The sequence below is a fragment of the Brenneria salicis ATCC 15712 = DSM 30166 genome, from assembly GCF_003315515.1.
Taxonomy (GTDB): Bacteria; Pseudomonadota; Gammaproteobacteria; order Enterobacterales; family Enterobacteriaceae; genus Brenneria; species Brenneria salicis.
This window is the reverse complement of sequence record NZ_QNRY01000018.1, coordinates 38,326-64,808: the sequence shown is the minus strand read 5'-3', so window position 1 is coordinate 64,808 and position 26,483 is coordinate 38,326. Positions and strand designations below refer to the sequence as shown.

Here is a 26,483-nt window from a genome sequence, read left to right as displayed (position 1 = left end):
TATCGTGGGATATTACAGCACGATCAGACCACACGACTATAACGGTGGATTACCCCCAAACGAATCGGAAAATCGATTCTGGAAAAACTCTAAACCCGTGGCCAGTTTTAGTTGACCACTACAGTCACAATAAAATAGCGTATGAGGTCGGTCATATTTTTCGATGCATTTCACCCAGTCCAGATGCTCAACGGTCACGCGTGCCAATCTCAAGTGTGCCAGAGACAGCTCATCTTCAATGCGGAGCCGATTGAGACCTGGCGCGGTGGTCGTTGACGTGCCAAATGTCTGAGATTCTAACTTTCCACCAAACGCCTGTTTTTGCAGATAGTAAAACCGTGCGGCACGCTGAATATCTGTCAATGTTTCCGTCGGCATAGCTTGCAGCCAGCGGTACATTTCACGGCTAACGAGCGACCATTTGAACTGCCGGATAAATTCATCTAAATGACTCTGAATCACGCGATACAGATTGACCAGTTCACCGTTGATATCATTCAGCACCTCGGATTTAGCCGGAGGTTTCATAAAGAACAGTGCAGCTGCTCCGCAGAATGGCTCGACGTAACACGTATGGGCAGGGAATAACGGCAAAATCTGTTTGGCCAGACGTCGTTTCCCACCGATCCACGGGATAAATGGGATATGTTTCCTTTTCATATATTGTAAGCCTTTTTCACATAGTGAAAATACGTTAAGCTCAATCTGTCTCGAGACGGACTGAGCCTCGGTTAGCTCACAGGGGTTTCTGTGGGTTGACGGCCTGCCTAGTGTTACCGCACTGGACGGGTCGCTCTTTCTACGCCGCCCATTCTGGTTGCCAACGCCAATCAAATAATCTGTCCGAGGGCAAATTACATCCCGCCCGTACCCGATCACAATGTCCCTGTTTGTTGTAATTTCTTTCAACACCAGGGAATCTCATCATGTTCATCATTAATAAAATTTTTCCAAATCGTCTGCGTAGCTGGATCCTCCTATCCATCTTGTTACTTATCGTTATTGCGCTGGTTTCACCCGCCCAACTCAGCGTCACCGTTTATAAATTGTCGCTGGTCTCGGTCGCTGTGGTGCTGGGTTATCACCTCGACCGTGCCTTGTTCCCTTATGCCAGCCCCGGAAGTTATCTGATTGATGACTGGAAAAAGACACAGGGTAAACCCGTGCCTGGTGTCGGTGGCCGTAATGAACCGGAATACCCGATTGCGACGGGTTACGAGCATGTATTTGCCGCCGTTCTGCTGCGACGAGCGCTGATTGTTCTAGCTGTTGTGCTGGGCGTGACGCTGGGGCTGTGATGATGCGTTCGCTAATCCTGCTATCACTGCTGCTGAGTGCGTGCCACACCACTCCTGTTTTGGCGGATATCCCAACCGATGCCCGCCGCTACCAGAGCGAATTAACGCGCAATGCCCGTACTGTCTGGGGTCTCGATGCGCCAGTGGCTACGTTCGCGGCGCAAATTCATCAGGAATCAACGTGGAAAACCAACGCACGCTCTCCTGTTGGAGCCGTTGGATTGGCGCAGTTTATGCCTGCCACGTCGAAATGGATTGCCGGGATTTATCCTACCGAGCTGGGAGCTAATCAGCCGTATAACCCGGCGTGGGCAATGCGGGCACTGGTGCGTTACAACCTCTGGCACTGGCAGCGTGTTAGCGCCACAGCCAGCGACTGTGATCGGATGGCTTTTACGCTATCGGCCTACAACGGTGGGCTGGGATGGGTACAGCGTGACCGTAAACTCGCAGCGACTGGCGGGCTGGACAATTCCCGTTATTGGGATCAGGTCGAGCGGGTCAATGCCGGGCGTTCTGCTGCAAATTTCCGCGAAAATCGCGGCTACCCTGACCGCATTATTCATCGCTGGCAACCGCTGTACGTGGATGCAGGCTGGGGCCTGGGAGTGTGCGATGACTGATCTTCTAAAAGTTTTTGCCCGATATCTGATATGGGCGGTGCTGATTGCAGGGACAGTGTGGGCAATTCACAGCAGCGGTTACGAGCGCGGCGTGGCAGATACTCAACTGACGCAATCCCGCGCCGAAACCCAGCAGGCCGCTGGCGCACTAAACGATTTCATCGCGGGTACTCGCGAACTCACCGCCAACGCTAATCTCGCCAGTCAGCAACTGGCACAACAAATCAACGCCCGCCAGGCAGCGGACGAACAATCAACGGAGGCCATCCGTGCCGCTCTCAAAAAGACAGCTAACAGCCGTGTTCGGTGCATGTTTGACGCTGACGTCATGCAGCAGATCGCCGCCGCACGCGAACGCGCCGCAACCGCAGCCACAACCGGTATTACCCGCGAGTCTGGCAGTGCCGTGCGAGCGTCCGGTGGCAGCGGCCAGTAACAGCATGGACGACATGGCCATTGCGCAAAAACAGCTTTATGACCAGTACGGGATCTGTGCTGGCCGATTGTTTGACGTTATCAAATGCGCCCAGGGAGGCGACTGTGGGAATAAATGATCTGAGCTTCAACTGGCAGTTTCTGCAATGGGCTTTGATGGCCGTTGTCGGTGTCTATACCTGGCTAATAGGTCGCCAGTCAGCGAGTCAACAGGAATTGCTGGAGCTGCGCACCCGCATCACGACGCTGGAAGCGCAGGTGAAGCAAGTTCCCACGCAGGCACAAATCACCGACTTGATCAGCAATCTGAGCCGTACAGAAGCCAGTTTGAAAGGATTGGCTGAGCAAATAACGGCTATTTCACGTCGTACCGAAACTATCAATGACTATCTACTTCAGAACAAATAAGCGAGGGCATGGTGAGTAATAATTTTGCCAATTTTTTACGCGAGGATCAGCGTCTGGTCATTTTGCGTTTTTTGTCTGAAATGCCCAGCTACAGCAGCAATAGCTCTGTGATTTACTCCGCGTTAACCCGTTATGGCCATGCACCCAGCCGCGACCAGGTCAAATCTGAATTGCGTTGGCTTGAAGAACAAGGGCTCGTCACCGTTGACGATATCGAGACTGTATTAGTCGCCAGGCTGACAGAACGTGGCGCAGATGCAGCAGCTGGCCGTGCGATTATCCCCGGTGTAAAACGCCCCGGCGCGGGGGGATGATGTTATGGGCCGTAAATCCACAATTCACAAGTTACCAAATGATGTCCGTTCACACATCGAACGGCGACTGCGAGAAGATGCCCTGACGCTCGATGAGTTGATCGCTGACATTCGCCAGCATTTCCCCAACGCAGACGACACCCCTTCACGTAGCGCACTAGGCCGCTATAAACAGTCATTTGAGCAAGTCGTGTCCCGTATGCGTGAACAAGACCAGATGGCACGGCTGCTGGTCAGTGAACTGGGCGAAAACCCGGACGAGAAAGCCGGTGCGCTGATGGTGCAGGCTGTCACGACGCTCACTACCCATGCGACCTTTGCAGCTCAGGCCGAAGAAAATCCCGATATCGATACCGTTCGCCATCTTGCTCGTGCCGCTAAAGACGTATTACAGGCGCGAAAAGCCTCTCTCGACGAGCGTAAGGAGATTGAACGCACCGCGCGTGAGCGCTTATTGCAAGAGCAGCAAGAGAATCTTGAACATGTCGCCAGTGCGCAAGGATTAAGTGAAGAGCAGGTGCAGTTCTGGCGCGAACGCGTGCTGGGGATTAAATGATGAGCCAGCCACAGGCGATGAAACCGTTAGCGTCAACGGTACGTGTTGTCGAATGGGATGAACTGCCCGCTCGCGCCCGTGATATACCATTTGCGTTCAACCCGTTGGCCGACGGTGTGCTAATGGCGCACCAGATTGAATGCCTGAAGCTGGATGTTTCTATTCTCGCTATCCCTAAAGGTCGGCGAACGGGGATCACGTTCGCCTGGGGGCTGAATTCCACTCTGATAGCTGGTGCCAGAAAATCAGCCGGTGGTAACAACGTTTACTACATTGGGGACACCAAAGAGAAAGGGTTGGAGTTCATTGGCTATGTGGCGAAATTTGGTCGAGTCATTGCCCAGCAGCAAGCACAGGCGATTTCAAGTATCGAAGAGTTTTTATTTGAAGATCAGGACGAACAAGGAAATACCCGCCAGATAACAGCGTACCGTGTTCGGTTCGCCAGTGGTTTCCAGGTTACGGCTCTGTCTTCTCGTCCTGCAAATATTCGTGGTTTGCAGGGGGTTGTGATTATCGATGAGGCGGCATTCCACCCGGATGTTCAGGGCGTGCTTGATGCCGCCACCGCTCTGCTGATCTGGGGCGGAAAAATTGTGGTGATCAGTTCTGAGAATGGAAAAAACAACCCGTTCTACCAGTTCCACAAGGATATCGAAGAGGGCCGATACGGTGATGATGCAGCAGTATTTACGGTGACATTCGATGATGCTGTCGGCAACGGACTCTATGAACGCGTCTGCGTGATGAAAGGAGAACAAGCGACGGTCGCAGGGAAAAAGACCTGGTACGAACGTATCCGTAATGCATACGGCCCACGTAAAGCGGCAATGCGTGAAGAGCTAGACGCCATTCCGCGTGACGGTAATGGGGTGTGTATCCCCGGCGTGTGGATTGAGCGGGCTATGCCCGATGAACGACCTGTTGTTCGCCCGCGCGTGCCAACTCCCGGAGGGCACGGTTGTCGGCGAGAACGCGGATGAAGACAGCCGCCGTTTTTATCGTTCGCCGGAAGGGATTGTTCTGGTGACGAGGGCGATGCTGGAAAAACGGTAATCATCATCATGCTAAAACATCCATCGTAACAAACAGGAGTAATGATGCGGGTATTACACGTTTGTTCGGAGCTATTTCCATTATTGAAAACCGGCGGACTGGCGGATGTCGCCGGGGCGTTGCCGGCGGCGCAGATTGCCGCGGGAATGGATATCCGGGTGCTGTTGCCGGCGTTTCCCGATCTGAAAAAAGGGATTGCGAATACCCAGGTGGTGTGCGAACTGGACACGTTTGCCGGGCGCGTCACATTACTGATTGGTCACTTTAACGGGGTCGACATCTATCTGATTGACGCGCCGGGTTTGTATGCCCGCGCGGGCAGCCCTTATCACGATCCGGCGCTCTATGCCTATGCGGATAACTACTTGCGCTTTGCGTTGCTGGGGTGGATTGGCTGCGAGTTGGCTTGCGGGCGCGATCATTACTGGCGCCCGGATGTCGTTCACGCCCATGACTGGCACGCGGGGTTGACTTGCGCTTATCTGGCGGCGCGCCACCGTCCGGCAAAATCGGTATTTACCGTGCACAATCTGGCCTATCAGGGGCTGTTTAACGCCCGTCATATGGCGGAGATCCAGCTTCCGCCGTCATTCTTCCAGATTTATGGCCTGGAGTTCCACGGACAGATTTCCTATCTCAAAGCGGGACTGTTTTACGCTGATCATGTCACCACCGTCAGCCCGACTTACGCGCATGAAATCACGCTGCCGGCTTATGGCTATGGCATGGAAGGTTTATTGCGAACCCGTGAAGAGGAAGGGCGGTTGTCCGGCATTCTCAACGGGGTGGACGATGCGATCTGGAACCCCGCGCATGATCATTTATTAACCAGCCACTACAATCGTGATGTGTTGGCCAATAAAGCGGAGAACAAACGGTACCTGCAAACGTCGATGGGACTGAAAGTCGATGACAAGGCGCCGGTGTTTGCCATCGTCAGCCGTCTGACCAGCCAGAAAGGGTTGGATATCGCATTGAGCGCCGTACCGGATTTGCTGGAACAGGGCGGACAACTGGTGGTGTTGGGCGCGGGTGATGCCGATTTGCAGGAGGGGTTTCTGGCCGCCGCCGCGAAGCATCATGGTCAGGTCGGCGTACAGATTGGTTATCACGAGGCGTTCTCGCACCGCATTATCGGCGGAGCGGATGTCATCATGGTGCCCAGCCGGTTTGAGCCTTGCGGGTTAACGCAGCTTTACGGATTGAAATACGGAACCTTGCCGTTAGTGCGTCGCACTGGCGGGTTGGCTGATACCGTCTCGGACTGTTCGCTGGAAAATCTGGCGGACGGGTTGGCAAGTGGCTTTGTGTTTAATGACTGTAATGTGGGTTCGCTCTCCAGAGCGATTCGTCGTGTGTTTGTACTGTGGTCGCGTCCATCGCTGTGGCGTTACGTCCAACGCCAGGCGATGGCGATGGATTTCAGCTGGCAGGTAGCTGCTCAGGCCTATCGTGCGCTGTATCAACGCTTATGGTGACACTCTCTTGGGAATGAATACTATGAACTCTCCGTTTCTCTATACTTCACCAACGCTCAGCGTGGAAGCGCTGAAACATTCAATCGCTTACAAACTCATGTTTGCCGTGGGTAAAGATCCGTCCATCGCCACCCAGCATGACTGGCTGAACGCCACGCTGCTGGCGGTGCGTGACCGCATGGTGGAGCGATGGCTCCGCTCCAATCGGGCGCAACTTTCGCAGGATGTCCGTCAGGTTTACTACCTCTCTATGGAGTTTTTGCTGGGACGAACGCTGTCCAATGCGTTGCTGGCGATGGGATTGTACGACGATCTGAAGGCCGCGCTGGATGATATGGGATTGGAATTGGATGATTTGTTGCAGGAGGAGACCGATCCCGGTCTGGGCAACGGTGGTCTGGGCCGACTGGCCGCCTGTTTTCTGGATTCGCTGGCGACGATGGCGTTGCCGGGACGCGGCTACGGTATTCGTTATGAATACGGCATGTTCAAGCAGAACATTGTGGACGGACGACAGGCCGAATCGCCGGATTACTGGCTGGAATACGGCAATGCGTGGGAGTTTCCGCGTCACAGCACGCGTTACAAAGTTCGTTTCGGCGGACGCGTGCAGCAGGAAGGGAGCAAAGCCCGCTGGCTGGAAACCGAAGAGGTGGTGGCATGCGCTTACGATCAGATCATTCCCGGTTTTGATACGGATGCGACCAATACGTTGCGGCTGTGGTCGGCGCAAGCCAGTAATGAAATCAATCTGGGTAAATTCAACCAGGGGGATTACTTCGCGGCGGTGGAAGATAAAAACCACTCGGAGAATGTGTCGCGCGTCTTGTATCCCGACGATTCAACCTATTCCGGGCGTGAGTTGCGTCTGCGACAGGAGTATTTTCTGGTTTCCGCCACGGTGCAGGACATTCTCAACCGTCACTGGATGATGCACAAAACCTACGATAATCTGGCGGAAAAATTCGCCATCCACCTGAACGATACCCACCCGGTGCTGGCCATCCCTGAGTTGATGCGGTTGCTGATCGACGAACATAAATTTAAATGGCAGGATGCATGGACGGTGGTGAGCAGCGTCTTCTCCTATACCAACCATACGTTAATGCAGGAAGCGCTGGAAACCTGGCCGGTGGGTATGCTGGGCAAGATCCTGCCGCGTCATCTGCAATTGATTTTCGAGATTAACGAAAACTTTCTGGAATATGTGCAGCAGCAGGCCCTAGGGGATAATGACCTGCTGGCCCGCGTCTCCATCATTGAGGAAACCAACGGGCGCCGGGTGCGTATGGCTTGGCTGGCGGTGGTGGCCAGTCACAAGGTGAATGGCGTATCGGAACTGCATTCGGATCTGATGGTGCAGTCGCTGTTTGCCGATTTCGCCAAACTTTTCCCTAATCGCTTCTGCAACAAGACCAATGGCGTGACACCGCGTCGCTGGCTGGCGCTAGCAAACCGTCCGCTGTCCAGGCTGCTGGATGATACCATCGGACACAACTGGCGCACTGATTTGAGCCAGTTGAGCGAACTTAAACAGCATATTGATTACCCAGCCTTTATTCAAAAAATCCGCCAGGTCAAGCTGGAGAACAAAGCGCGTCTGGCGAGTTACATCGCCGAAAACCTGAATATTGTGGTGGACCCTGAAGCGCTGTTCGATGTACAGATCAAACGTATTCATGAATACAAACGGCAGTTACTCAATGTGCTGCACATCATCACGCTGTATAACCGCATCAAGGATGATCCCGACGTCGAGCGCGTGCCGCGCGTGGCGATTTTCGCCGGGAAAGCGGCCTCCGCTTATTACATGGCGAAACACATTATCAATTTGATCAATGATGTCGCCAAGGTGGTCAATAACGATTCGGCGCTGCACGATCGGCTGAAAGTGGTGTTTATCCCGAACTATAGCGTGAGTCTGGCGCAGATCATTATTCCGGCGGCGGATCTCTCCGAGCAGATCTCGCTGGCGGGGACTGAGGCGTCCGGCACCAGCAACATGAAATTTGCATTAAACGGCGCTTTGACCATCGGTACGCGGGATGGCGCCAATGTAGAAATGCTGGAACACATCGGCGATGAAAATATGTTTATCTTCGGCAACACGGCGGATGAAGTGGAGGAACTGCGCAAAAACGGCTATAACCCGCGCCAGTTCTACGACAGTGATGAAGAGTTGCACCGGGTGTTAACGCAGATTGCGACGGGATTATTCAGCCCGGACGATCCCAGACGTTACAGTGATTTGTTTGATTCACTGGTGAACTTTGGCGATTACTATCAACTGCTGGCCGACTATCGCAGCTATGTCGATACGCAGGATCGGGTGGATGAGCTTTATCGCCACGAAGAAGAGTGGGCGCGCTGCACGGCGCATAATATCGCCAACATGGGCTATTTTTCTTCCGATCGCACTATCGCCGAATATGCGCAGGAAATCTGGAATATCAAGCCGATACGGTTATAGCGGCCCCGTTCCGCCAAAGCCGCAAGGTGATTTCCGCGCACCCAATAGCGCTGAACTTATCGATACCATTATCGGTAAATCTATCGCTGACAAACCGGCCTGCGCAGGCCGGTCGTTACTCATCGGCTTCCAGCGCAAACGCGCTGTTAATCCGGTATTTTACGCCCGCCATGATGCCGTTTTCCCCTTCGTAGACCACCAGAAACCGGGTGCGGACGCCATCGTGGTAGCTCAATGCCGCGCAACCGCCTTTCCCCAGTATCAGCGTATTCACCTTGCCGGAGGAGAGCAGCACCGCGTTTTCCCCTGTCATGTTGATTGAAACGTCGTCGCCGCTGCTGATTTTCGCCGCGTTTCCGCTGTTGCTGATGCGCGCCCGCCCGCCCAGATTGCCAATCCGACAGCGGGAGCCGCTATTGCTGATCCTCACCGCGAAACCGGCGTTGACCAGTTGGCCGGCGTAACCGACGCTGGCGATGCCGGCGCCGTCGCCGCTATTGCCCATAAAATTGTTCGCGCCAGACAGCGCAATCTGGCTGTGCGGCCCGATGCAGCCGATATCCAGCGCGGCATCGCCGGTGGCGAATTGCACCCCATAGGGATTCGCCGCGGGTTTAGCGACGGGACAGCGAGCGTTGACCTGAACGATACCGTTGCCGCCCGTAGTCAACTGCGTCACCATCGTTTGCGTGGTCTGCATTTCCTGCGCGATAAACGCGGGGGTATCGAAGCTGAGCGCATAGCTGTATTCCACCAGGCTTTCCAGCCATTCGATATAACCATCGCACATCAGCGCATGATGAACAGCCTGATAATCTCCGCCTTGCGGGAAACGCCGCAGGAACCAGCGGTAAATCCGCGGGCTGACCTGTAATGAATGTAACTGCTGCCGGGTAATTTTATTCATTCTGCCTTGCTGTTCCTGTGGCGCTGGGGTGACGGCGTCAGTGACGGTGATAGCCGTCAATCATGCAGCGGAACGTTTGGGTCGGCGTGCGCCCGGTGGTGCACAGATAAACATGTCCGCCGATAAAGAACAGACTGGTGACCGCCAGCAGCAGATGCAGCGGCAACAGCCACGCTTTGACCCGCACAAAATCAGCGGGCAGCCATAGCGGATGACTCAACAGCAGCCCGGTCGCCAACAGCGCCGGCAACAATGCGTACATCACGCCTAGATAAGCTATCTGTTGCAGCGGGTTAAACTTGGCGCGAGGCGTGGCCGGGAAGGGATGCGCTTCCCCTTTGATAATGCCGTACAGGTAAAAACGGACTTGCAGAAACGCGCGTTGTCCCCAGCTTTTACGGTCGATGAGGTAATGGTGTCCATTGCCGCCGAAGGCGTTAATCAGCACAAACGCCAGCCAACTGATCAACAACAGATAGCCGCACAGTTCATGCATCGCCACCAGCGTCACCCGGTCTTTTACCGAACCAATGGCGAAGTGGTTTAACAGGCCGCTGGCGAGCAGCAGAATGAACAGCAGCGCGTTGCTCCAGTGCCATAAGCGGATAGCCCGCGAGTAGAGATACACTTTTTCTTCCCCCGCCGGGCGAGGCGACGGCGCAAGTTTGTAGCGCAGCAATCCATGCAGAGTTAACACGCCCAGCATCCCGGCAAACAGGATACCGGCCAGAATCAACCACACCGGCCAGAAATCGGGCGTATAGATATAAACATATTGATAAAGCTGAGCCTGAAATAGCGGCGCATTGGGCATCATATTCATACATTCACCTTTTTGACGTCATGTGGACCGGGGCGACGATAAATATGCGGCTTACCGACATCAGGAAGTTGGTATTGGTAATATTCATGTGTTTTCAGCCAGGTTTGTACCGGTTCGCTGTCTTCCGGCCCAAAGATGAGCGCGTTCTGCGGACAGGCGCTGACGCAGATGGGCGCAAAGCCTTTTTGCAGACGGGAAACCAGACAGAAATCGCATTTGTCGGCTACGCTCGTCGTGGGGTTCAGGTAACGCGCCTGATACGGGCAGGCGGAAATGCAATAGCTACAGCCGATGCATTTCGCTTGTTCCACCCGGACAATGCCGTTGCTCTCATCCCGGTAGGATGCGCCGGTCGGACATACTTCAATGCAGGGCGCGTCGTCGCATTGCTGGCAGGAATGGCGGAAAAAGTGATAGACATTTCCCTGCTCCGGCGGCGTCAGCGCGATATGCGCGATACTCATGCGCGCCGCGCCAGTGGGGACGTTATTGACTTTATGACAAGCGACGGCGCAGATATTGCAGCCATTGCACCGCACTTCATCATGGATCATGGCGTAGCGCGTTCGCCCGTTTTTATCTGTTCCGCCGAAAGCGGAGAAAAGGGAGCCGCTGAAAAAAACCACCGATCCCATGCCGAGAACAAACTGACGGCGTGAGCATGTCATCTTCCTTGCCTCCCGGAAAATGCGCGGTTAGAAAATGTACGTCTCGTGGCCGGTTGCATCCGGGGCCTCAACGTGCGCTTTTTCATCTGTTCTCCAGTGGGGCGGATCACCGCCGCACGGTATGGATTATGGATTTTCATACTGTTCAACCTCGATCCACTCGCACAGCCCTTTTGCCTTGCCGTAACTCATGCATCGTTCGCTGAACAGATAAGGTTCGCCGTTGGACGCGGTGACGGTACGGATATCCCTGTAGCGGTCGGATTGAATGAGAAAGCGGAGCGCGTTATCAATCTTCTCCTGATCAAAGGAGTACGGCGGCAGCGTCAGCATGCTGACTTTGTAAGGCCGCGGATAGGTTTGGCACTCGAAACGCACGGTATCGGCAATGGTTTTGCAGACATCCTGCTCGTGAGTGAACAGTAAAATCCGGGCATAGTTGTGACTCATCCGGTGTTCGGCGTAGTGATAATGCTCCTCGCCGTTGCTGATGACGCAGATGTCCGCGCACTCGTCGCTGGCGTCAATCTGGGTAAACAGCCGATCAAGTGCTTCCGGCGTCAGCGAATAAGGCGGAGCCTGAAAGCGCCGGATATTGACCAGTTCTCCCGCCGCCGAACACTGGCGGATATAGTCCGCCACCACCAAAAACGGGGCTTTGGGCGGCAACGCACTGTCGTCGACGCCGTCATCGTCATCCACTGCTGCAGCTTGCGCGGATAACGGTAACAGCAGCCGCCTTTTGCTTAAATCAGGCTGGTCGTCCGCCGGCGTTTCCGTCACCGGCTGCGCAGACATGAGCGATAATGTTGTTTTCATAATCAATACCTTGCAATACGCTAGGCGGGGAGAAGATCCCGTGCCGCCAGATCGTCGGCGACCTCTTCCAGCCCCAATCTGATCAGCGTGGTTCTGGTCGGACAGCCCAGTTCAGGATCCCAACCCATTTCCTTATAGAACATCGTCAGCGATGTTTGCATATCTTCACGATCCATCTTGTCCGTGCCTTCGCTAAACACCGGGATATCCGGGTCTTTGTCGAATACCCACGAACAGATTTGGTCGTGCTCATGACGCATGTCTTTGGTATTCATCAGTTTCACGGTGTAGGCGCGGTGCAGCGTGAAGATCCGTTCCGCCGCCAGATCCAGGCTTTGTTCCGTGGTGCTTTCACCTGTGACGGCGGCGAAAAATTTGGCTTCCATCGCCAGATCGCCGCGATAGTTACGGCTTTTCAACGGGGAAACGGTCATCGGCCACACCCAGTTGCACAATGTCACCGCGTCATGCAGACAACTTTTAAGGATGCTCCATTTGGCATATTTGATTTTGGCGGGGTTTATCGGCGTGTAGTGTTTGGTTTCGTCATAGGCATCCGGGGATCCGAACAGTTCGGCGGCGATCTCTTTTTGCAGTTTCAACGGCAGCCCGCTGCCGATGTAATTGATGTGGGTGTGCGTCATGGCGTCACGGTTGAACATACAGTTCACGATAGCGCCCACCTGCGCCGAGGCTTCATTGGCGTGATGCACCGGAAAGCCCATCGGCGACCACAGTTTATTTTTGGCGGTCGCCCAGAATTCCTCACCCAATTCCCATCTTTGCGCCAGCAGATAAGATCCATCCGCCAGATGGCTGATTTCACCTTGTCGGTGCGCCAGCCGTAGATAGAGATCTTTAATAAACGCCGGATCGCCCGCCTCCAGCAGATCCCAACGAATTGAGGCGTACTCATCCGCGGGTAGCACGCGTTTGAACACATCATGTGAATAACAGTAAACAAAATCGCGCTGTAGCTGAGCGTAGTTGCACCACAGCCCCATATCATCAAATACGTTTAATGCGACAAAATTGGCGATGACCTTACCATCGCCTTTTTCCTCAAAATCTTTGGGACCGTGCGGGAACAGCGAGCTATGCGCGGTTTGGGCGACACAGGTATTTCCGCCGGTGGTCGGGACGCCGTATTCGCTGGCCTGCGGAACTTTCAACTGCGCCGAGCAGCGGATGGGGCAGGAGTGGCATCCGCCCATTTTCACCGTGTATTTTTCCGCGGCGGGGCCGAGGTCAAAGACCGATTTCATGGTGCGCAGGCCCACGGTATTCTGGTTGCCGGGAGGGATCTCGCCGGTTTCCACCGGACCGCCCTCCGCCGCTCCCCAGAACAGGCCTTTGCGGGCGTTCCAGCGGGATTTCGGGTGAGAATATTCCGCCCAGGCTTGCGGCGTGCTGGGCACCACATGGTTGTTATTCGCGCCGATGAGTTGCATCATCATGTAATCATTCAGGTTTTTCAACGCTTCCCGATCGGCGACGTTCACGCCACGGGTGCCGATAACCGAGATGGCCTTCAGGTTTTTGGCGCCGAGTATGGCCCCGATGCCTGCGCCGCCGCTGTGGTTACGGCTGTTGATTATGCCGGAGAGCGGCACCCGGTTTTCTCCGGCTGGGCCGATAGCGGCGACGCACGCTTCAACGTTGGTGGCCCGGCAAATTTCCTCGGTGGTGGCGCGGGTGCCTTTTCCCCACAGGAAAGCGGCATTTTCAATGCTGACGTTGTCGTCCTGAATATTAATCCATACCGGTTTGGCGGCTTTGCCCTCGATGATAATCGCGTCGTAGCCCGCGTATTTCATATAAGCGGCGAAAAATCCGCCCATATGCGCATCGACCACTAAATTACCGCGGGTAAAGGTGGATAATGAGGTGATATTAACGCGCGAGCTACAGGGCGCGCCGGAACCGGTTAACGGGCCGACGGCGAAGATGACTTTATTGGCTTCATCAAAAGGTTTGGTTCCCGGCGCCACTTCGTCATACATAATTTTATAACCAAAACCCATACCGCCAATAAACGCTTTAAACTTACTGGAGTCTTCTTTGGTAATAGCGCCGGAGCTTAAGTTGATGCGTAATATATTACCCGTCCAACCATTGATCATCATTTATTGTCCTGAGTGTGAGGCATCTTCTGAATTAAAAAAAAGCGATCTCGGCGAGTTATACCGTAATCTCTTTCCAGTCGATGATGCTTAATGCACCTGTCGGGCAAGCGGTGGCGCATTCGCCGCATAAATTACACTTGCCGGATTTTTTGATCTGTGGATTTACCGTCGCCATCATCCACGGACAAGCGGTAGTACAGGCCGAACAACCAATACAACGGTTGGCATCGACCGTAATACAACCACGCTCCTGGTTATAGGCAATGGCGTTTATCGGACAAACTTTCATACATTCAGGATCTTTGCATTGCCGGCAGGTGTCGGTGGTGAAATTAAGGTCACCGTATAATCCGCCGTCCGAACCAATGCCGCCATCGCCGAAATAAAAATGACGATGGATTTTCACCCGTGAAAAGAAAGAGCCGACGCTGCCGTCGTTATAGGTGGTACAGGCTGTTTCGCAACGATGGCAGCCCGTACAGCGGGCCCTTTTCGTCACCAGTACGCCTTTGGGGGTGGTGGTGAGCCCTACGGTTCCGCTATTAATTTCCTTCTGGTCACATCCCAGTAAAGACAACAATGCCGGTGCAAGGGTTATTCCCGCCAGACCTTTGCCTGAAACACGCAGGAACTCCAGTCTTGTTAATCCCAGATCCAGTAAAGGATGTTCAACCTGATTAGGCATTTAATTCTCATCTCCCGCAAAATGAGTAGGGAAGTAATCCATAGCAGAATGGGTAAAGACAAGTACGATAGAAAATAAGCGGCAGCCAGCGTTAAAGTCGCTATATAATAAAATAAATAACGATACTGATGTTCTCAGTAATTACTTTTATTATGCTGTTGGTTAGTACTTCATTAACCCTATCCATCATGTGGTTAATGTGCCTTTTATTCTGTGATTGGCGTCATATAAATTATTTATTCTGAGAGTTTTTATTGATATTGATTCTTATTATTATTTTATGAATTTATTATTCTTATTTTGAATTTGCTTAAAGCGTAAATAATTAAAACACCACAAACAGCATGAAATAAGACCAATGACTATTTGATCATGACGATGGTCTGTCAAAGGCGAGGTTGCAGGCTAAAAAGAGAGGTGAATAATCTATTTTTTGATTTTTTCGGGATGGCAAAATATAAAATTTTTGCAGAAAAATGATTTAAATATTAATTCAGCGGCATCTTGCCGGTTAAATAAGGATAAACGGCATAGCGCAGTCAAACTGAATAGGGACGCGGGGATGTTTTTGATACGAAAATGTTACTTCCAGGTAGCGGTTCGTTTTTTGAGCGGTATCGCCGCCGTGAGGCCCGCGCTAAGCGCGGGTCTCAAAACATCGTCTGACAACCGGCGGGGTTAGCTGACGTGGGCTGCCTGATGGCGGTAGGTATCCAGCCACGCGCTTACGCGCTGTTTCTGCTCTTCATTTAGCAGCATGCCCAGTTTGGTCCGCCGCCAGATGACATCATCCAGCGAAATGGCCCACTCTTTCTCCGCCAGATAACGCAATTCCGCTTCATACAGGTCATGACCGAAGCTTTCCCCCAGATCGCCGAGCCCTTTGGCGTTAGCCAGGATCAGTTCGCTGTTGGAGCCGTATGTGCGGCTATAGCGGCGCGCCAGCGCTTCCGGCACGTTAAAACGACGGCGCAACGCGGCGGCGTAATCGTCACGCGTACCGGCGATATTCCCGCCGGGCAACACCGCATTCTGGGTCCAGGCTTTGCCCGCCTGCGGATAATATTTTTGCAACTTATCCAGCGCATGTTCCGCCAGCTTGCGATAGGTGGTCAGTTTGCCGCCAAACACGGAAAGCAACGGCGCCTGACCGTTGTCATCGTCTACTGACAGCGTGTAATCGCGGGTGATGGCCTGTGGAGAATCTGATTCATCATCACATAGCGGGCGCACGCCGGAATAGGTCCAGACGATATCTTCACGGGTAAGCGGTTTCCTGAAGTGATCGTTATGCACGTCCAGCAGATAGCTGATTTCGTTATCATCGATCTCTACGTTATGCGGATCGCCATGATATTCCACATCGGTCGTGCCGATGATCGAGAACGCATCCTGCCACGGGATGACAAACACGATACGGTGATCTTTATTTTGCAGAATATAAGCCTGAGGCTGGGCGTGTACTCTTGGCACCACAATGTGGCTGCCTTTGATAAGGCGAATGCCATAGGGTGATTTCAACTGCAAACCATTGTCGAAGAACTGTTTCACCCAGGGACCGGTGGCGTTGACCAGCCCTTTGGCGCGCCAGGTGAATGTCTCACCGCTGAGCGAATCAACGGCTTCCACCACCCACAGACCTTGCTCGCGGCGCGCGCTGACTACATTCGTGCGGGTGCGCACTTCGCCGCCGCGTTTTACGACTTCCTGCGCATTCAGCACCACCAGCCGCGCATCGTCCACCCAGCAGTCCGAATACTCGAAGCCGCGCGTCAGTTCGGGTTTCAGCACCGAGTCCGCACCGAATTTTAATCCCTTGCTGGCGGGCAGACTGACCCGCTTACCGATGTTGTCATACATAAACAGACCAATACGGATCATCCAGGCTGGACGCAAATGCGGCTGATGCGGGAGGCGAAAGCGCATCGGGAAGATGATGTGAGGCGCCATTCTGAGCAGCGTTTCGCGTTCGGACAGCGCCTCGCTGACCAACCGGAATTCATAGTGTTCAAGGTAGCGCAAACCGCCATGAATCAATTTGGAACTGGCGGAAGAAGTCGCGCTGGCCAGATCCTGCGCTTCCAGCAGCAGAACAGATAATCCACGCCCGGCGGCATCCGCCGCGATGCCCGCACCGTTAATCCCGCCGCCGATCACGATCAGATCTTTGATTTCCACGTTTCTTCCTCCACCGTAAAAATAAATAAAATGCTCGTTTTCGAGCATATGATAATCGAAAACAAACAACTCAGCCAATGGTTAACCAAATAAAAACATTTATGCGTGATGTAGATAACAATTTTGCGAAGGATGCCTTTGCAAAGATTGTCGATAACAGAAGAAAGTGTGTTAGCGTCGTCATCAGTCAAGTCACCGATGGATGGCGGCTGAAACGGCCTTTCCGGGGGATTGATTACGCACCGGGTTCAACTCTCCTGGCAACCAATTGCTTACCAGAGCCACTCACCAGTGAGGCGCTATGATAGTCCCGTAAAACCTATTGAATATATAGGGATAAACTATTTCGAATAAATCATTGTTAACTTAAATTTTAATGGTATAACAAATGGAGGCGCCTAAATATTTATAATATTCTGAGTTTATTATGAACAGGCGCATTAGTTGTTTTTTAACGATCTCTGATAATGTTTTTATTATCGGCCAAAACCTGTTATTTAATATAACGCCTGTAGAACTACTCTCTGTAACGAATAATCTTTAAATAATTGGAATTATTAGATTATTTTCCTAATCAGATATAACCAATATAAGTTTTTTAACTGATCATGCCACGAATTCGATTAAATAAGGAAGTAACAGACATAAAGGATGACAGCGACCCGCCTGCGCGGGGCCTACGGTTTGGGTATGGTTCAATCCTGGGTAAAGTCACGTTATTTATTGTTATCGGCATTGTTTTTTCTTATGCCATCGGCGCGGCGGCGGGCTGGATGATCGTGGACAGAAGCTCGCAGGAACAGTGGCACCGTCAGGCGAAAATGAACGCCCATATTACCAGTTATATTATTCGCAGCATTTATACCTCGATTGCGGTGGATATGAACGAGATGGGACAGATTACCGGGATTGTGACCGACCGTTTTCCGGGCGATGACGAATATATCCTTGAGACGGGGTTCAGTCCCGCCGATGTTCTGGCGCTGGCGGCAACTCAGACGCGCAATGATGTCTGGCTTTTTCGTTATACCGAGGAGGCGGGGTTTATCAGTATCGCCAATGCGGATGGCGTTGCCGGCGGCATCATGCTCGAATACGAAGACGGAAAAGCCATCACGCCGCAGCCGCTGAAAAATGTGTTCTCCGGCTTTATCCGTCTTGATCGGAAGGTGTATTTTGCCAGCATTCTTCCGGTAGTCACGCCCTCCGGCACGATGCTTGGCGCGATTGTGAGCAGTATTGGCGGGAAATCGGATCTGTATAAAATCCACAATACGCTGCTGCGTAATTCTTTGCTGGCGTTGTTTGCGATTTTGCTCGCCACCAGCCTGATCGTCGTTTTTCCCGTGAGACAATTTTTCTATTCGGTTCCGGTGCTTATTCAGGCGTTGGCCCGTATCGCACAGGATAACACGGGCAACGTCACGCCTTTTCTGGATCGCAGCGATGAAATCGGTCGCCTGGCGGGGGCGATCGAAAAGCTGAGGCAGGCGGTGGTGGAGCGGGAATATCTGCAACAGGTGAAGGAAACGGCGCAAAGAATGGAGTATATGGCGCACCACGACTCGCTAACCGGTTTGCCGAACCGTACCTTTTTCAGTCTGGCGTTGGATACCGCTATCGCGAAACTGATGTCGAAGGACGTGCATTTTAATCTGATGTTGCTCGATCTCGACCGCTTTAAAGCCGTCAATGATATGTTCGGACATGCGGCTGGCGATGAACTGCTGAGCAATGTAAGCTCACGCATCACGGTGTTGCTCGGCAGCGATGATGTTGTCGCCAGACTGGGAGGGGATGAGTTCGCCGTGATCCAGTCGGTACGGCGCAATCAGGTGTTGGAAGCAAGTCAACTGGCCGAACAGATTATCAAAGAAATTTCCTTGCCTTTTTATTACGCAGGCAATGAACTGCGTGTCGGTATCAGTATTGGCATCGCCTGCGCCCCATTATATGGCGATACCGCGCATGTGCTGATGGAGAATGCCGATCTCGCCCTCTATACCTCTAAAAATAGCGGTCGCGGGAGTTACCACTTTTTTGAATGCGGCATGACGATGCCGCATTTACGCAGCCATCTCTATAAGTGGGATATCGAAGGCGCGATCAAACGCGATGAATTTGAGCTTTATTACCAGCCGCAGTGCCTTGCCGACCGCACCATCGTCGGTTATGAAGCGTTGGTTCGCTGGCGTCATCCCGAACATGGATTATTACCGCCGGACGCGTTTATCACTCTGGCGGAAAAATCCGGGCTGATCGTCATGTTGGGCGAATGGATTATCCGCCGTGCATGCGCCGACGCCATGTTGTATATGGATGACCAGTTTGTGTCGGTGAATGTCTCGATGGTTCAGCTTAATCGCGCCGGTCTGACAGCGGTTATTGAACGTGCATTGGCGGAAAGCGGCTTGCCGCCTTCCCTTCTGGAGATTGAAGTGACGGAATCCGTGATGCTGGATCGTAAGATTGCTCTGCCGGTGTTGCAGGCGATCCGCGAACTGGGGATCGGCGTCGCGCTGGATGATTTGGGAACAGGTTATGCCTCGCTGGACTGTCTGACGGACTTTCCGTTTACCAGAGTGAAGCTGGATCAAGGGTTGATAGCGGGTCTGGCCGAACGTGACGCCAACCGGATTATCGTCAGTACGATTATCGGGCTGGTGAGGCGCTTGGGAATGGAAGCCGCGGCGGAAGGGGTGAAAACCGCGCAGCAACAACAATGGCTCATTAACGCCGGGTGCCAGTATATGCAAGGTGAACTTTTCGGCGACGCGCAACCCGTTACCTGTATCGTGACACCGCGTGATGTGCGCGCTATTCAGAGTTAAACCATCAAGAGTTGAATCATCGGGGGCGGGCAGGGAGAATATGCAGAGACAAAAAGCGGGATTTCCCGATGTGTTCGCGGCGTGGTATCGCCGTTGGCGTTCGGTTATCAGGGCGGGCGCGATGATCGCGGTCATCTCTTCGCTGCTTTGGCAACCGGGTAGAGCGGCGATCCCGTCAGACAGTACGCTGGCGACCATTGCGGCCACCAAAACGATTAAGCTAGGACACCGTACCGACGAACTGCCTTTTTCTTATGTGGTAGACGACAAGGTGGTGGGTTATTCGGTCGATCTCTGTTTACGGATTGTTGATGAGGTCAAAACGTATCTGAAACTGGATGAGATCCATGTCGAGTTCGTCCCGGTGACGACCGCGACCCGTTTTCCCCTTATCAGAAACAGAGGGATCGATCTTGAATGCGCGGCGACCACCAACAACGCCGAACGGCGCAAAATAGCCGAGTTTTCCTTTCCTCATTTTGTGACGGCGACGCGTTTTGTGGCGAAAAAAAGCATGGGGATAAACCGTATTGGCGATTTGGCCGGACGCAGCGTGTCGGCGGCGACCGGGACGATCAACGTCGGGCAACTGATCGCCACGAATCTCCATAGGAAACTCAATATTTCCGTCGTGTTGAAAAAAACCAATGAGGAAGCGTTTGCACAGGTGGCGGACGGCAAAGCCTCGGCGTTTGTGATGGATGATATTTTGCTGGCCGGATTAATCGCGTCTTCGCCCAACCCTGATGATTTTGTGATTTCAGAAGAGGCGTTAAGTCGGCCTGAACCCTATGGTATTTTAATCCCGCCGGGCGATCTGGCTTTCAAAGAGGTGGTGAACACCGCGTTGGGCGCTATTTTTACCAGCGGCGAAATCAATGATATCTACGCTAAATGGTTTTTGGCCCCCCTCCCGCCACAGGGCATAAACCTGAATTTCCCGATGCCGTCGCACCTTAAACCTTTTTTCACCGAACCGAAAGCGTATCTGGACTAAAGGAGAATGACGTATGCGAGAACATGGCAGGCGCTTGTACCGTATCTTTCTCTCTGTGCTTATGCTGTTCGCTATCGCGCAAAGCGGCCTGTCACAAGCCGAATCATTACCCGGTTCAACGCTGGAGCGAATCCGGCAAACGGAAACGTTGCGCATAGGTTACGGTATTACGCCGCCCTTTTCCTATATTGGCCCCAACGGGCGCGTCATGGGGTACTCCATCGAACTGTGTGAACGGGTGGCGCAATCGTTGCAGGTCCAGCTTGGGCTGAAACGGCTTAATATCGAATATGTATTTCGTACCCCCGGCAACCGGGTGCAGTTACTCAATAGCAGGATGATGGATATTGAATGCGTGGCGAGCACCAATAATGCCGAGCGTCGTCGCCGCGTGGCGTTTACCCGCAGTCATTTTCTCGTTACCACCTATTATGTCTCACTGGCGAAAAATAACCTGCGCACGCTGACCGATCTGCGCGGCAGGAGCGTAAGCGTCGCACTGGGTACGGTGAACGTCAGCCAGATCACCCTGATGAACCGGGAAAAAAAGCTGAATCTGTCGATTATCGCGGTCGATACGCTGCAAAAGGCATTCGAGTTGGTTGGTCAGGAAAAAGTATCCGCTTTTGCGATGGATGACATTCTGCTCCATACCATGATTGCCGCCTCGCCCAACCCCCAGGATTATGCGTTATCCAGCGAACCGGTGAGTGAACAGATGTCTTATGGTTTTATGGTGCGACTTGATGATGACGCTTTCAGAGAGGCCGTTAATACCGCGCTGAGTCATATTTTTCGCAGCGCCGACATGGAAGGCATCTATGCGCGCTGGTTTACCCAGCCGCTGCCAGGTAGCGGCATCAATTTAAACTGGCCGATGAGTGATAGCCTGAAGGCGCAATTACTTACCCGCGAATAGCGGCTACGCGCTGTCCGGCGTCCGGGAGCGGTAAGTCCTCGTTGGCGGAACCGGGGCGGATCAGGCTTTGTCGGACAAACCGTATTTCTTGATTTTTCGATACAGGGTGGCGACGCTGATGCCCAGTTCCTGAGCTAACTGGGTTTTGCTGCTGCCGCGTTGCAGTGCTTCCGCCATTAACTGATATTCCATCTGTTTCAGGTTGGAAGACGCCGGGGACACGGTGTCCGCCAGCGGCGTCGAGTACACCTGCGCATGACTTAATGCATGGAAGTTGGGCGGCAGCAGCGCGCGATCTATCACCTCGCCATTGGGGACGATATTCACCAGATATTCCAGCAGATTGCTGAGTTCGCGCACATTCCCCGGCCAGCGGTAACGACGCAGCAGACCCATGACTTCGCGGCTAATGCCGGGGTAGACGTTGCCAAGCCGCTGGGTATGAATGTTGAGAAAATAATGCACCAGCATATCAATGTCTTCGACCCGATCACGCAGCGGCGGAATAACAATCGGGATCACATTCAGCCGATAATAGAGGTCTTCGCGAAATTTGCCTTCGCTGATAAACCGTTCCAATTGCTGATGGGTGGCGGAAATAATACGGATATCCACCGCCACCGGCTTGCTGGCCCCCAGCGGGAGCACTTCGCGCGCTTCCAGCGCGCGCAACAGTTTGGCTTGCAGCGTCAGCGGCATGTCGCCGATTTCATCCAGAAACAACGTCCCGTGGTTGGCGGACTGAATGAGGCCGGTTTTGCCATTGGGCGAGGCGCCGGTAAAGGCGCCTTTAACGTAGCCGAACAACTCGCTTTCCAGTAAATGCTCAGGAATGGCGGCGCAGTTGATGGCGATAAACGGGTGGCCGCGTCGTTGGCTCAACCAATGGATAGCCCGCGCCAGCACTTCCTTACCGCTGCCGCTTTCACCGGTGATCATCACGCTGGAGGGGCTGTCGGCGACCCGGCCAATCAGTTGTTTCAACGTCCTGACGACGGGAGAGTTGCCGATGAACTGGTCGAGTTGCGTTTCCGCATGTTGATAATCCGCCGAGGCGGAGCGATCGGCCTGATGGAATGCCAGCAGAAACAGTTGCAGATCCTCCCCGGTATGGTGCTGGCCGATCACCACCTCCGACTGACCGGCAAACGTGATGACGTGCTGCGCGTGTCCGTTGGCAAAATTCTTGTCGGAAATCAATGGCCGAATAACGACCGGGGTACGCGTCAGTTTCTCCCAATGGGTATTGAGTTGTTTCAGGGCGTTCTGATTGGCGAACTTGACGTGATCCTGCTCATCCAGTACCAGAATTCCCTGATCCATACTACCGATCAACGTGGTGAACAATTGGCCCATCCCGTCGCTGGCAACCTGATTTTTCATCAGGTTGGCGATCAGCAACGTGGAAATATGGCGGATATAATCGGAAAAAACGTCGGCATTCTCCTGCAAGCGCTGCTGTTGTTCAGCGTTGACCGCCACCAGACTGATCACTCCCAGGCAGGTATCCTCGTGGATAACCGGCAAGCCGAGAAACGCCAGTTCCTCGCATTGGCCGTACTGATTGCAGGTTTGACAGAGCGGATCGTGGCGGGCGTTAAACACCACCTTGGTTTGCTTCTGATCCATCACGTATTGAAGCAGCCGCGTATTGGCGGACGGGTGGCCGAGGTGGGTGCTGTAAGGGCCGCTGCCGGCCACCCGCAACAATTGGCTGTCCACTATCTCCACCTCAAGCTGCAACACCCGGCTAAGCATTTGCGTGAAATGCCGAATGGTCGGTTGGATTTGCATCAAAGACAGTTTCTTGGCTGACACGGTATACGCCCCTGTTTAATTTATAAAAATCATGTCAACCGTCGCGACGGCGCGTTGTTGGGCAACATTCGCATTTTGAGAATCGGGCGCAGCATTGTGCGACGGTGAAAACCATGCCGATCGGGGTTCCCCGATGGGAATGGCGGCGGTGACGGCGCCGTAAGGTGCGGAAATCCGGCTCAAGTTCCATTTGGTCACGATTTTTGATTATTCGATATTGAACCGTGGTCTGCAACCATGAACTGGCACAAATATTGATCATATACCGGCAAACCCTCATTCTTTTCACTGCAATCAGGATGTGACATGTCAACTTTTTCATTACGGATGCAAATCGCCGATAACGCCGGTTTCACGGCGACCGGCCCCGCTCTGTTTACCCGTCGGCAAGCGGAACAGGCGCTGGCTTTCCACCGGCGCATGCCGGGGTATCAACCCACTCCGCTCTATACGCTTGATGCGTTCGCCGCCGTATTGGGGGTGGAGCAGGTGCTGGTGAAGGATGAATCGCAACGCTTTGGTCTCAATGCGTTTAAGATCCTGGGCGGCGCTTACGCCATTGCTCAGCGGGTGTGCGAGAAATATCACTGGGATATCAATACGTTTTCCTTTGAACAGTTTCGCGCCGCCCAGCCGGGTACGATGACGTTCACCACCACGACCGACGGTAATCACGGACGCGGCATCGCCTGGGCCGCCAGAGAACTGGGGCAGCGGGCGGTTATCTATATGCCGAAAGGTTCGTCGGCGGAGCGGGTGGCGCACATTACCAGTCTGGGCGCGGAGTGCATCGTCACCGACATGAATTATGACGATACAGTGCGTCTGACTATCGCCACCGCACGGGAAAATGACTGGGAAGTCATTCAGGATACCGCCTGGCCGGGTTATGAAACCATCCCTGCCTGGATTATGCAGGGCTATGCCACGCTCGCGGTGGAGATCACCGAACAGATCCGTCACAGCGCCGCGCCAACCCATGTTTTCCTTCAGGCGGGCGTCGGCGCGATGGCGGCTGGCGTACTGGATTATCTGGTCAATATCTATGGCGCGGACCGGCTGCATGCGGTCATTGTCGAGCCGGAGCGTGCCGACTGTCTGTATCGTTCGGCGCAGCAAGGCGAGATTGTCAACGTGGGCGGGGAGATGGACACGATGATGGCGGGACTGGCTTGCGGCGAGCCTAACCCACTTGGCTGGCCGCGACTGCGGGACAGCGCGCGTCAGTTTATTTCCTGCGAGGACAACGTGACGGTGCTGGGGATGCGGGTGCTGGGCAACCCGTTAGCGCGGGACCCGCGCATTATTTCCGGCGAGTCCGGGGCGGTGGGCATGGGCGTGCTGGCGGCCATTCTGCATAGCCCTGAGCGGGAAGCGTTGCTGGCGCGCCTGGGATTGGATGCTTCATCCCGCGTGTTGCTGATTAGCTCGGAAGGAGATACCGATCAGCAGCATTACCGGGAAGTGGTGTGGCAGGGACAACCGGCGATATAAACCTGAATACGACGCTGTTTTTTAACGGCAACCGATTTAACGGGAACAGATGATGAAACGTTTAATCAAAGGCGGCATGTTGGTCGATCATCGTGGGCGCTATGACGAAGACCTGTTGATTGATCAGGGAAAGATTGTCCGACGGGGCAAGGATATCGTCATTGAACCGGATATGACGGTGATCGACGCCGCCGGTTGCTGGGTGATGCCGGGCGGGATTGACGTTCACACCCATTGCCATATCGATGTGGGCATCGGGCGCAGTTGCGATGATTTCTTCACCGGCACGCGGGCGGCGGCCTGCGGCGGAACCACCACCATTATCGACCATATGGGGTTCGGCCCGGCGGGTTGCAGTCTGCATCATCAACTGGCCCGTTACCACGACTATGCCCACGGACAGGCGGTGATCGATTACAGCTTCCACGGCGTGATCCAGCATGTGGATCAGGCCATTCTGGATGAAATGGCTTCAATGGTGACGCAGGAAGGGATCAGCAGTTTCAAGCTCTATCTTACCTATCAGCATAAGCTGGATGATGAGTCGATATTACGGGCGCTACAGCGTTTGCATCAGGTGAACGCGCTGGCTACCGTCCACCCGGAAAATGACGCGGCGATCCGCTGGCGGCGCGATACGTTCGTGCGCGAGGGGAAAATCGCGCCGATTTACCACGCGCTGAGTCGGCCTATCCCCTGTGAAGCGGAAGCCGTGGCGCGGATGATTAATCTGGCGGCGCTGGCGGGCGACGCGCCGTTGTATATCGTACATCTGTCCAACGGACTGGGGTTGGACTATATCCGTCTGGCGAGACAGGCGGGACAAGCGGTTTGGGCGGAAACCTGCCCGCAGTATCTGCTGCTGGACGACGCCCTGTATCTGCGCCCGGATGGGATGAAATATATCCTGAGCCCGCCGTTGCGCGATCAGGCCGAGCAGGAAAAACTGTGGCGCGGGCTGGCGGATGGCGGCATTGCGACGCTGGCGACTGATCACTGCAATTTCTCATGGCGGCAGCGGCAACAGCTTGCCGACGGCGATTTCAGTCGTTGTCCCAACGGTCTTCCCGGCGTGGAAAATCGTCTGACGCTGCTGTTTTCTTATGGGGTGGCGACAGGCCGGATCAGCCCGGAACGGTTTGTCGATCTGACCAGCGCGCGTCCGGCGCAACTGTTTGGCCTGTGGCCGCAGAAAGGCAATCTCAATCCCGGCGCGGATGCCGATCTGGTGCTGTTCGATCCTGAACGACAGGACACCGTGCGCCATGAGGCGCTGCATGACAACGGCGATTATTCGCCCTATGAAGGCATGCTCTGTCACGGCTGGCCGGTGATGACGTTGTGTCGGGGGGAAATAGTCTGTCGGGACGGCGTATTTACCGGACGGCCAGGGTACGGGCGTTTCCTGCCGCGCCAGCCCTTTGTCGCGCCGCCAGCGGAGTAACATGGCGCGAACCTCATCAAGCGAATGATGTTTATCAAAATGAGAAACGCCCGATGAATAATGAAAAAACGGCGTCGCGGCAACGGAACCTCAACCTCATCATCTACAGATCATAGTAATTTCCTCTGACGAGGAA

22 protein-coding genes and 2 pseudogenes are annotated in these 26,483 nt (G+C 53.9%); 15 read left to right on the top strand and 9 right to left on the bottom strand.

All coding sequences use genetic code 11. The features are described from left to right. Nucleotides 1-123: 123 nt before the first annotated feature. Nucleotides 124-660 (bottom strand): annotated as a pseudogene (locus DES54_RS09775) (DNA adenine methylase); the annotation flags it as partial. Between the two features lie 266 nt (nt 661-926). Here DES54_RS09775 and DES54_RS09770 point away from each other — a divergent pair. The 10 genes and pseudogenes from DES54_RS09770 (at nt 927) to glgP (ending at nt 8,638) form a co-directional block, all read left to right on the top strand. Continuing rightward, nucleotides 927-1,298, top strand: a complete 372-nt coding sequence (locus tag DES54_RS09770; protein WP_113866874.1) for a putative holin — start codon at nt 927-929, stop codon at nt 1,296-1,298. 2 nt (nt 1,299-1,300) lie between these two features. Beyond that, nucleotides 1,301-1,921 carry a transglycosylase SLT domain-containing protein gene (locus DES54_RS09765; RefSeq protein ID WP_113866896.1) on the top strand — a complete coding sequence of 207 codons (621 nt, stop codon included), beginning with the start codon at nt 1,301-1,303 and terminating at the stop codon, nt 1,919-1,921. Next, nucleotides 1,914-2,357: a hypothetical protein gene (locus DES54_RS09760; RefSeq protein ID WP_113866872.1), complete on the top strand. Its 444-nt coding sequence runs from the start codon at nt 1,914-1,916 to the stop codon at nt 2,355-2,357. Before DES54_RS09765 ends, DES54_RS09760 begins: the two co-directional genes overlap by 8 nt. 104 nt (nt 2,358-2,461) lie before the next feature. After that, nucleotides 2,462-2,764, top strand: coding sequence for a DUF2730 family protein (locus DES54_RS09755; RefSeq protein WP_240634954.1), 303 nt, complete (start codon nt 2,462-2,464; stop codon nt 2,762-2,764). Nucleotides 2,765-2,775: 11 nt separating this feature from the next. Next, the gene (locus DES54_RS09750; RefSeq protein WP_338075495.1) at nt 2,776-3,078 is read left to right on the top strand and encodes a VpaChn25_0724 family phage protein; all 303 of its coding nucleotides are present in this window, start codon (nt 2,776-2,778) and stop codon (nt 3,076-3,078) included. Between the two features lie 4 nt (nt 3,079-3,082). Further along, nucleotides 3,083-3,634, top strand: coding sequence for a phage protein Gp27 family protein (locus tag DES54_RS09745; RefSeq protein ID WP_113866866.1), 552 nt, complete (start codon nt 3,083-3,085; stop codon nt 3,632-3,634). Then, on the top strand, nt 3,634-4,617 hold the full coding sequence (locus tag DES54_RS09740) for a hypothetical protein (protein ID WP_244910738.1): 984 nt from the start codon (nt 3,634-3,636) through the stop codon (nt 4,615-4,617). Before DES54_RS09745 ends, DES54_RS09740 begins: the two co-directional genes overlap by 1 nt. Continuing rightward, nucleotides 4,565-4,690 (top strand): annotated as a pseudogene (locus tag DES54_RS19370) (GlgC family sugar phosphate nucleotidyltransferase); the annotation flags it as partial. The gene DES54_RS09740 and the pseudogene DES54_RS19370, both read left to right, overlap by 53 nt. 44 nt (nt 4,691-4,734) lie before the next feature. Beyond that, nucleotides 4,735-6,168, top strand: coding sequence for a glycogen synthase GlgA (gene glgA, locus DES54_RS09735; RefSeq protein ID WP_113866864.1), 1,434 nt, complete (start codon nt 4,735-4,737; stop codon nt 6,166-6,168). Nucleotides 6,169-6,190: 22 nt separating this feature from the next. Beyond that, the gene (glgP, locus tag DES54_RS09730; protein ID WP_113866862.1) at nt 6,191-8,638 is read left to right on the top strand and encodes a glycogen phosphorylase; all 2,448 of its coding nucleotides are present in this window, start codon (nt 6,191-6,193) and stop codon (nt 8,636-8,638) included. Between the two features lie 115 nt (nt 8,639-8,753). Here glgP and DES54_RS09725 read toward each other — a convergent pair whose 3' ends face one another. The 7 genes from DES54_RS09725 to glpD form a co-directional block, all read right to left on the bottom strand. Then, entirely contained in the window at nt 8,754-9,545 is a 792-nt protein-coding gene (locus DES54_RS09725; protein WP_113866860.1) for a YdhT family protein, read from the bottom strand. A 37-nt stretch (nt 9,546-9,582) separates the two neighbouring features. Beyond that, nucleotides 9,583-10,368: a thiosulfate reductase cytochrome B subunit gene (phsC, locus tag DES54_RS09720; protein ID WP_113866858.1), complete on the bottom strand. Its 786-nt coding sequence runs from the start codon at nt 10,366-10,368 to the stop codon at nt 9,583-9,585. Next, nucleotides 10,365-11,036 carry a 4Fe-4S dicluster domain-containing protein gene (locus DES54_RS09715; protein WP_113866855.1) on the bottom strand — a complete coding sequence of 224 codons (672 nt, stop codon included), beginning with the start codon at nt 11,034-11,036 and terminating at the stop codon, nt 10,365-10,367. Before DES54_RS09715 ends, phsC begins: the two co-directional genes overlap by 4 nt. Nucleotides 11,037-11,162: 126 nt before the next feature. Beyond that, complete coding sequence (locus tag DES54_RS09710; RefSeq protein ID WP_113866853.1) at nt 11,163-11,855, bottom strand: YdhW family putative oxidoreductase system protein; 693 nt, start codon at nt 11,853-11,855, stop codon at nt 11,163-11,165. 20 nt (nt 11,856-11,875) lie between these two features. After that, nucleotides 11,876-13,978: an aldehyde ferredoxin oxidoreductase gene (locus DES54_RS09705; protein ID WP_113866894.1), complete on the bottom strand. Its 2,103-nt coding sequence runs from the start codon at nt 13,976-13,978 to the stop codon at nt 11,876-11,878. 58 nt (nt 13,979-14,036) lie between these two features. Then, entirely contained in the window at nt 14,037-14,666 is a 630-nt protein-coding gene (locus DES54_RS09700; protein ID WP_113866851.1) for a ferredoxin-like protein, read from the bottom strand. A gap of 678 nt (nt 14,667-15,344) precedes the next feature. Then, a complete protein-coding gene (gene glpD / locus DES54_RS09695) occupies nt 15,345-16,844 on the bottom strand; it encodes a glycerol-3-phosphate dehydrogenase (protein WP_113866849.1) in 1,500 nt (499 codons plus the stop codon). Between the two features lie 608 nt (nt 16,845-17,452). Here glpD and DES54_RS09690 point away from each other — a divergent pair. The 3 genes from DES54_RS09690 to DES54_RS09680 are packed head-to-tail and all read left to right on the top strand — an operon-like array spanning nt 17,453 to nt 21,591. Next, the gene (locus DES54_RS09690) at nt 17,453-19,675 is read left to right on the top strand and encodes a bifunctional diguanylate cyclase/phosphodiesterase (RefSeq protein ID WP_113866847.1); all 2,223 of its coding nucleotides are present in this window, start codon (nt 17,453-17,455) and stop codon (nt 19,673-19,675) included. A 40-nt stretch (nt 19,676-19,715) separates the two neighbouring features. Then, nucleotides 19,716-20,672 carry an amino acid ABC transporter substrate-binding protein gene (locus DES54_RS09685; protein WP_205680187.1) on the top strand — a complete coding sequence of 319 codons (957 nt, stop codon included), beginning with the start codon at nt 19,716-19,718 and terminating at the stop codon, nt 20,670-20,672. Nucleotides 20,673-20,685: 13 nt separating this feature from the next. Continuing rightward, nucleotides 20,686-21,591 carry an amino acid ABC transporter substrate-binding protein gene (locus tag DES54_RS09680; protein ID WP_205680186.1) on the top strand — a complete coding sequence of 302 codons (906 nt, stop codon included), beginning with the start codon at nt 20,686-20,688 and terminating at the stop codon, nt 21,589-21,591. Nucleotides 21,592-21,651: 60 nt separating this feature from the next. Here DES54_RS09680 and DES54_RS09675 read toward each other — a convergent pair whose 3' ends face one another. Next, complete coding sequence (locus DES54_RS09675; RefSeq protein ID WP_113866890.1) at nt 21,652-23,385, bottom strand: sigma 54-interacting transcriptional regulator; 1,734 nt, start codon at nt 23,383-23,385, stop codon at nt 21,652-21,654. A 330-nt stretch (nt 23,386-23,715) separates the two neighbouring features. Here DES54_RS09675 and DES54_RS09670 point away from each other — a divergent pair, with 330 nt between their 5' ends. Both DES54_RS09670 and hydA read left to right on the top strand, forming a co-directional pair. Then, on the top strand, nt 23,716-24,903 hold the full coding sequence (locus DES54_RS09670) for a diaminopropionate ammonia-lyase (protein ID WP_113866843.1): 1,188 nt from the start codon (nt 23,716-23,718) through the stop codon (nt 24,901-24,903). 52 nt (nt 24,904-24,955) lie between these two features. After that, entirely contained in the window at nt 24,956-26,347 is a 1,392-nt protein-coding gene (gene hydA, locus DES54_RS09665) for a dihydropyrimidinase (RefSeq protein WP_113866841.1), read from the top strand. The last annotated feature ends 136 nt before the right edge of the window (nt 26,348-26,483 follow it).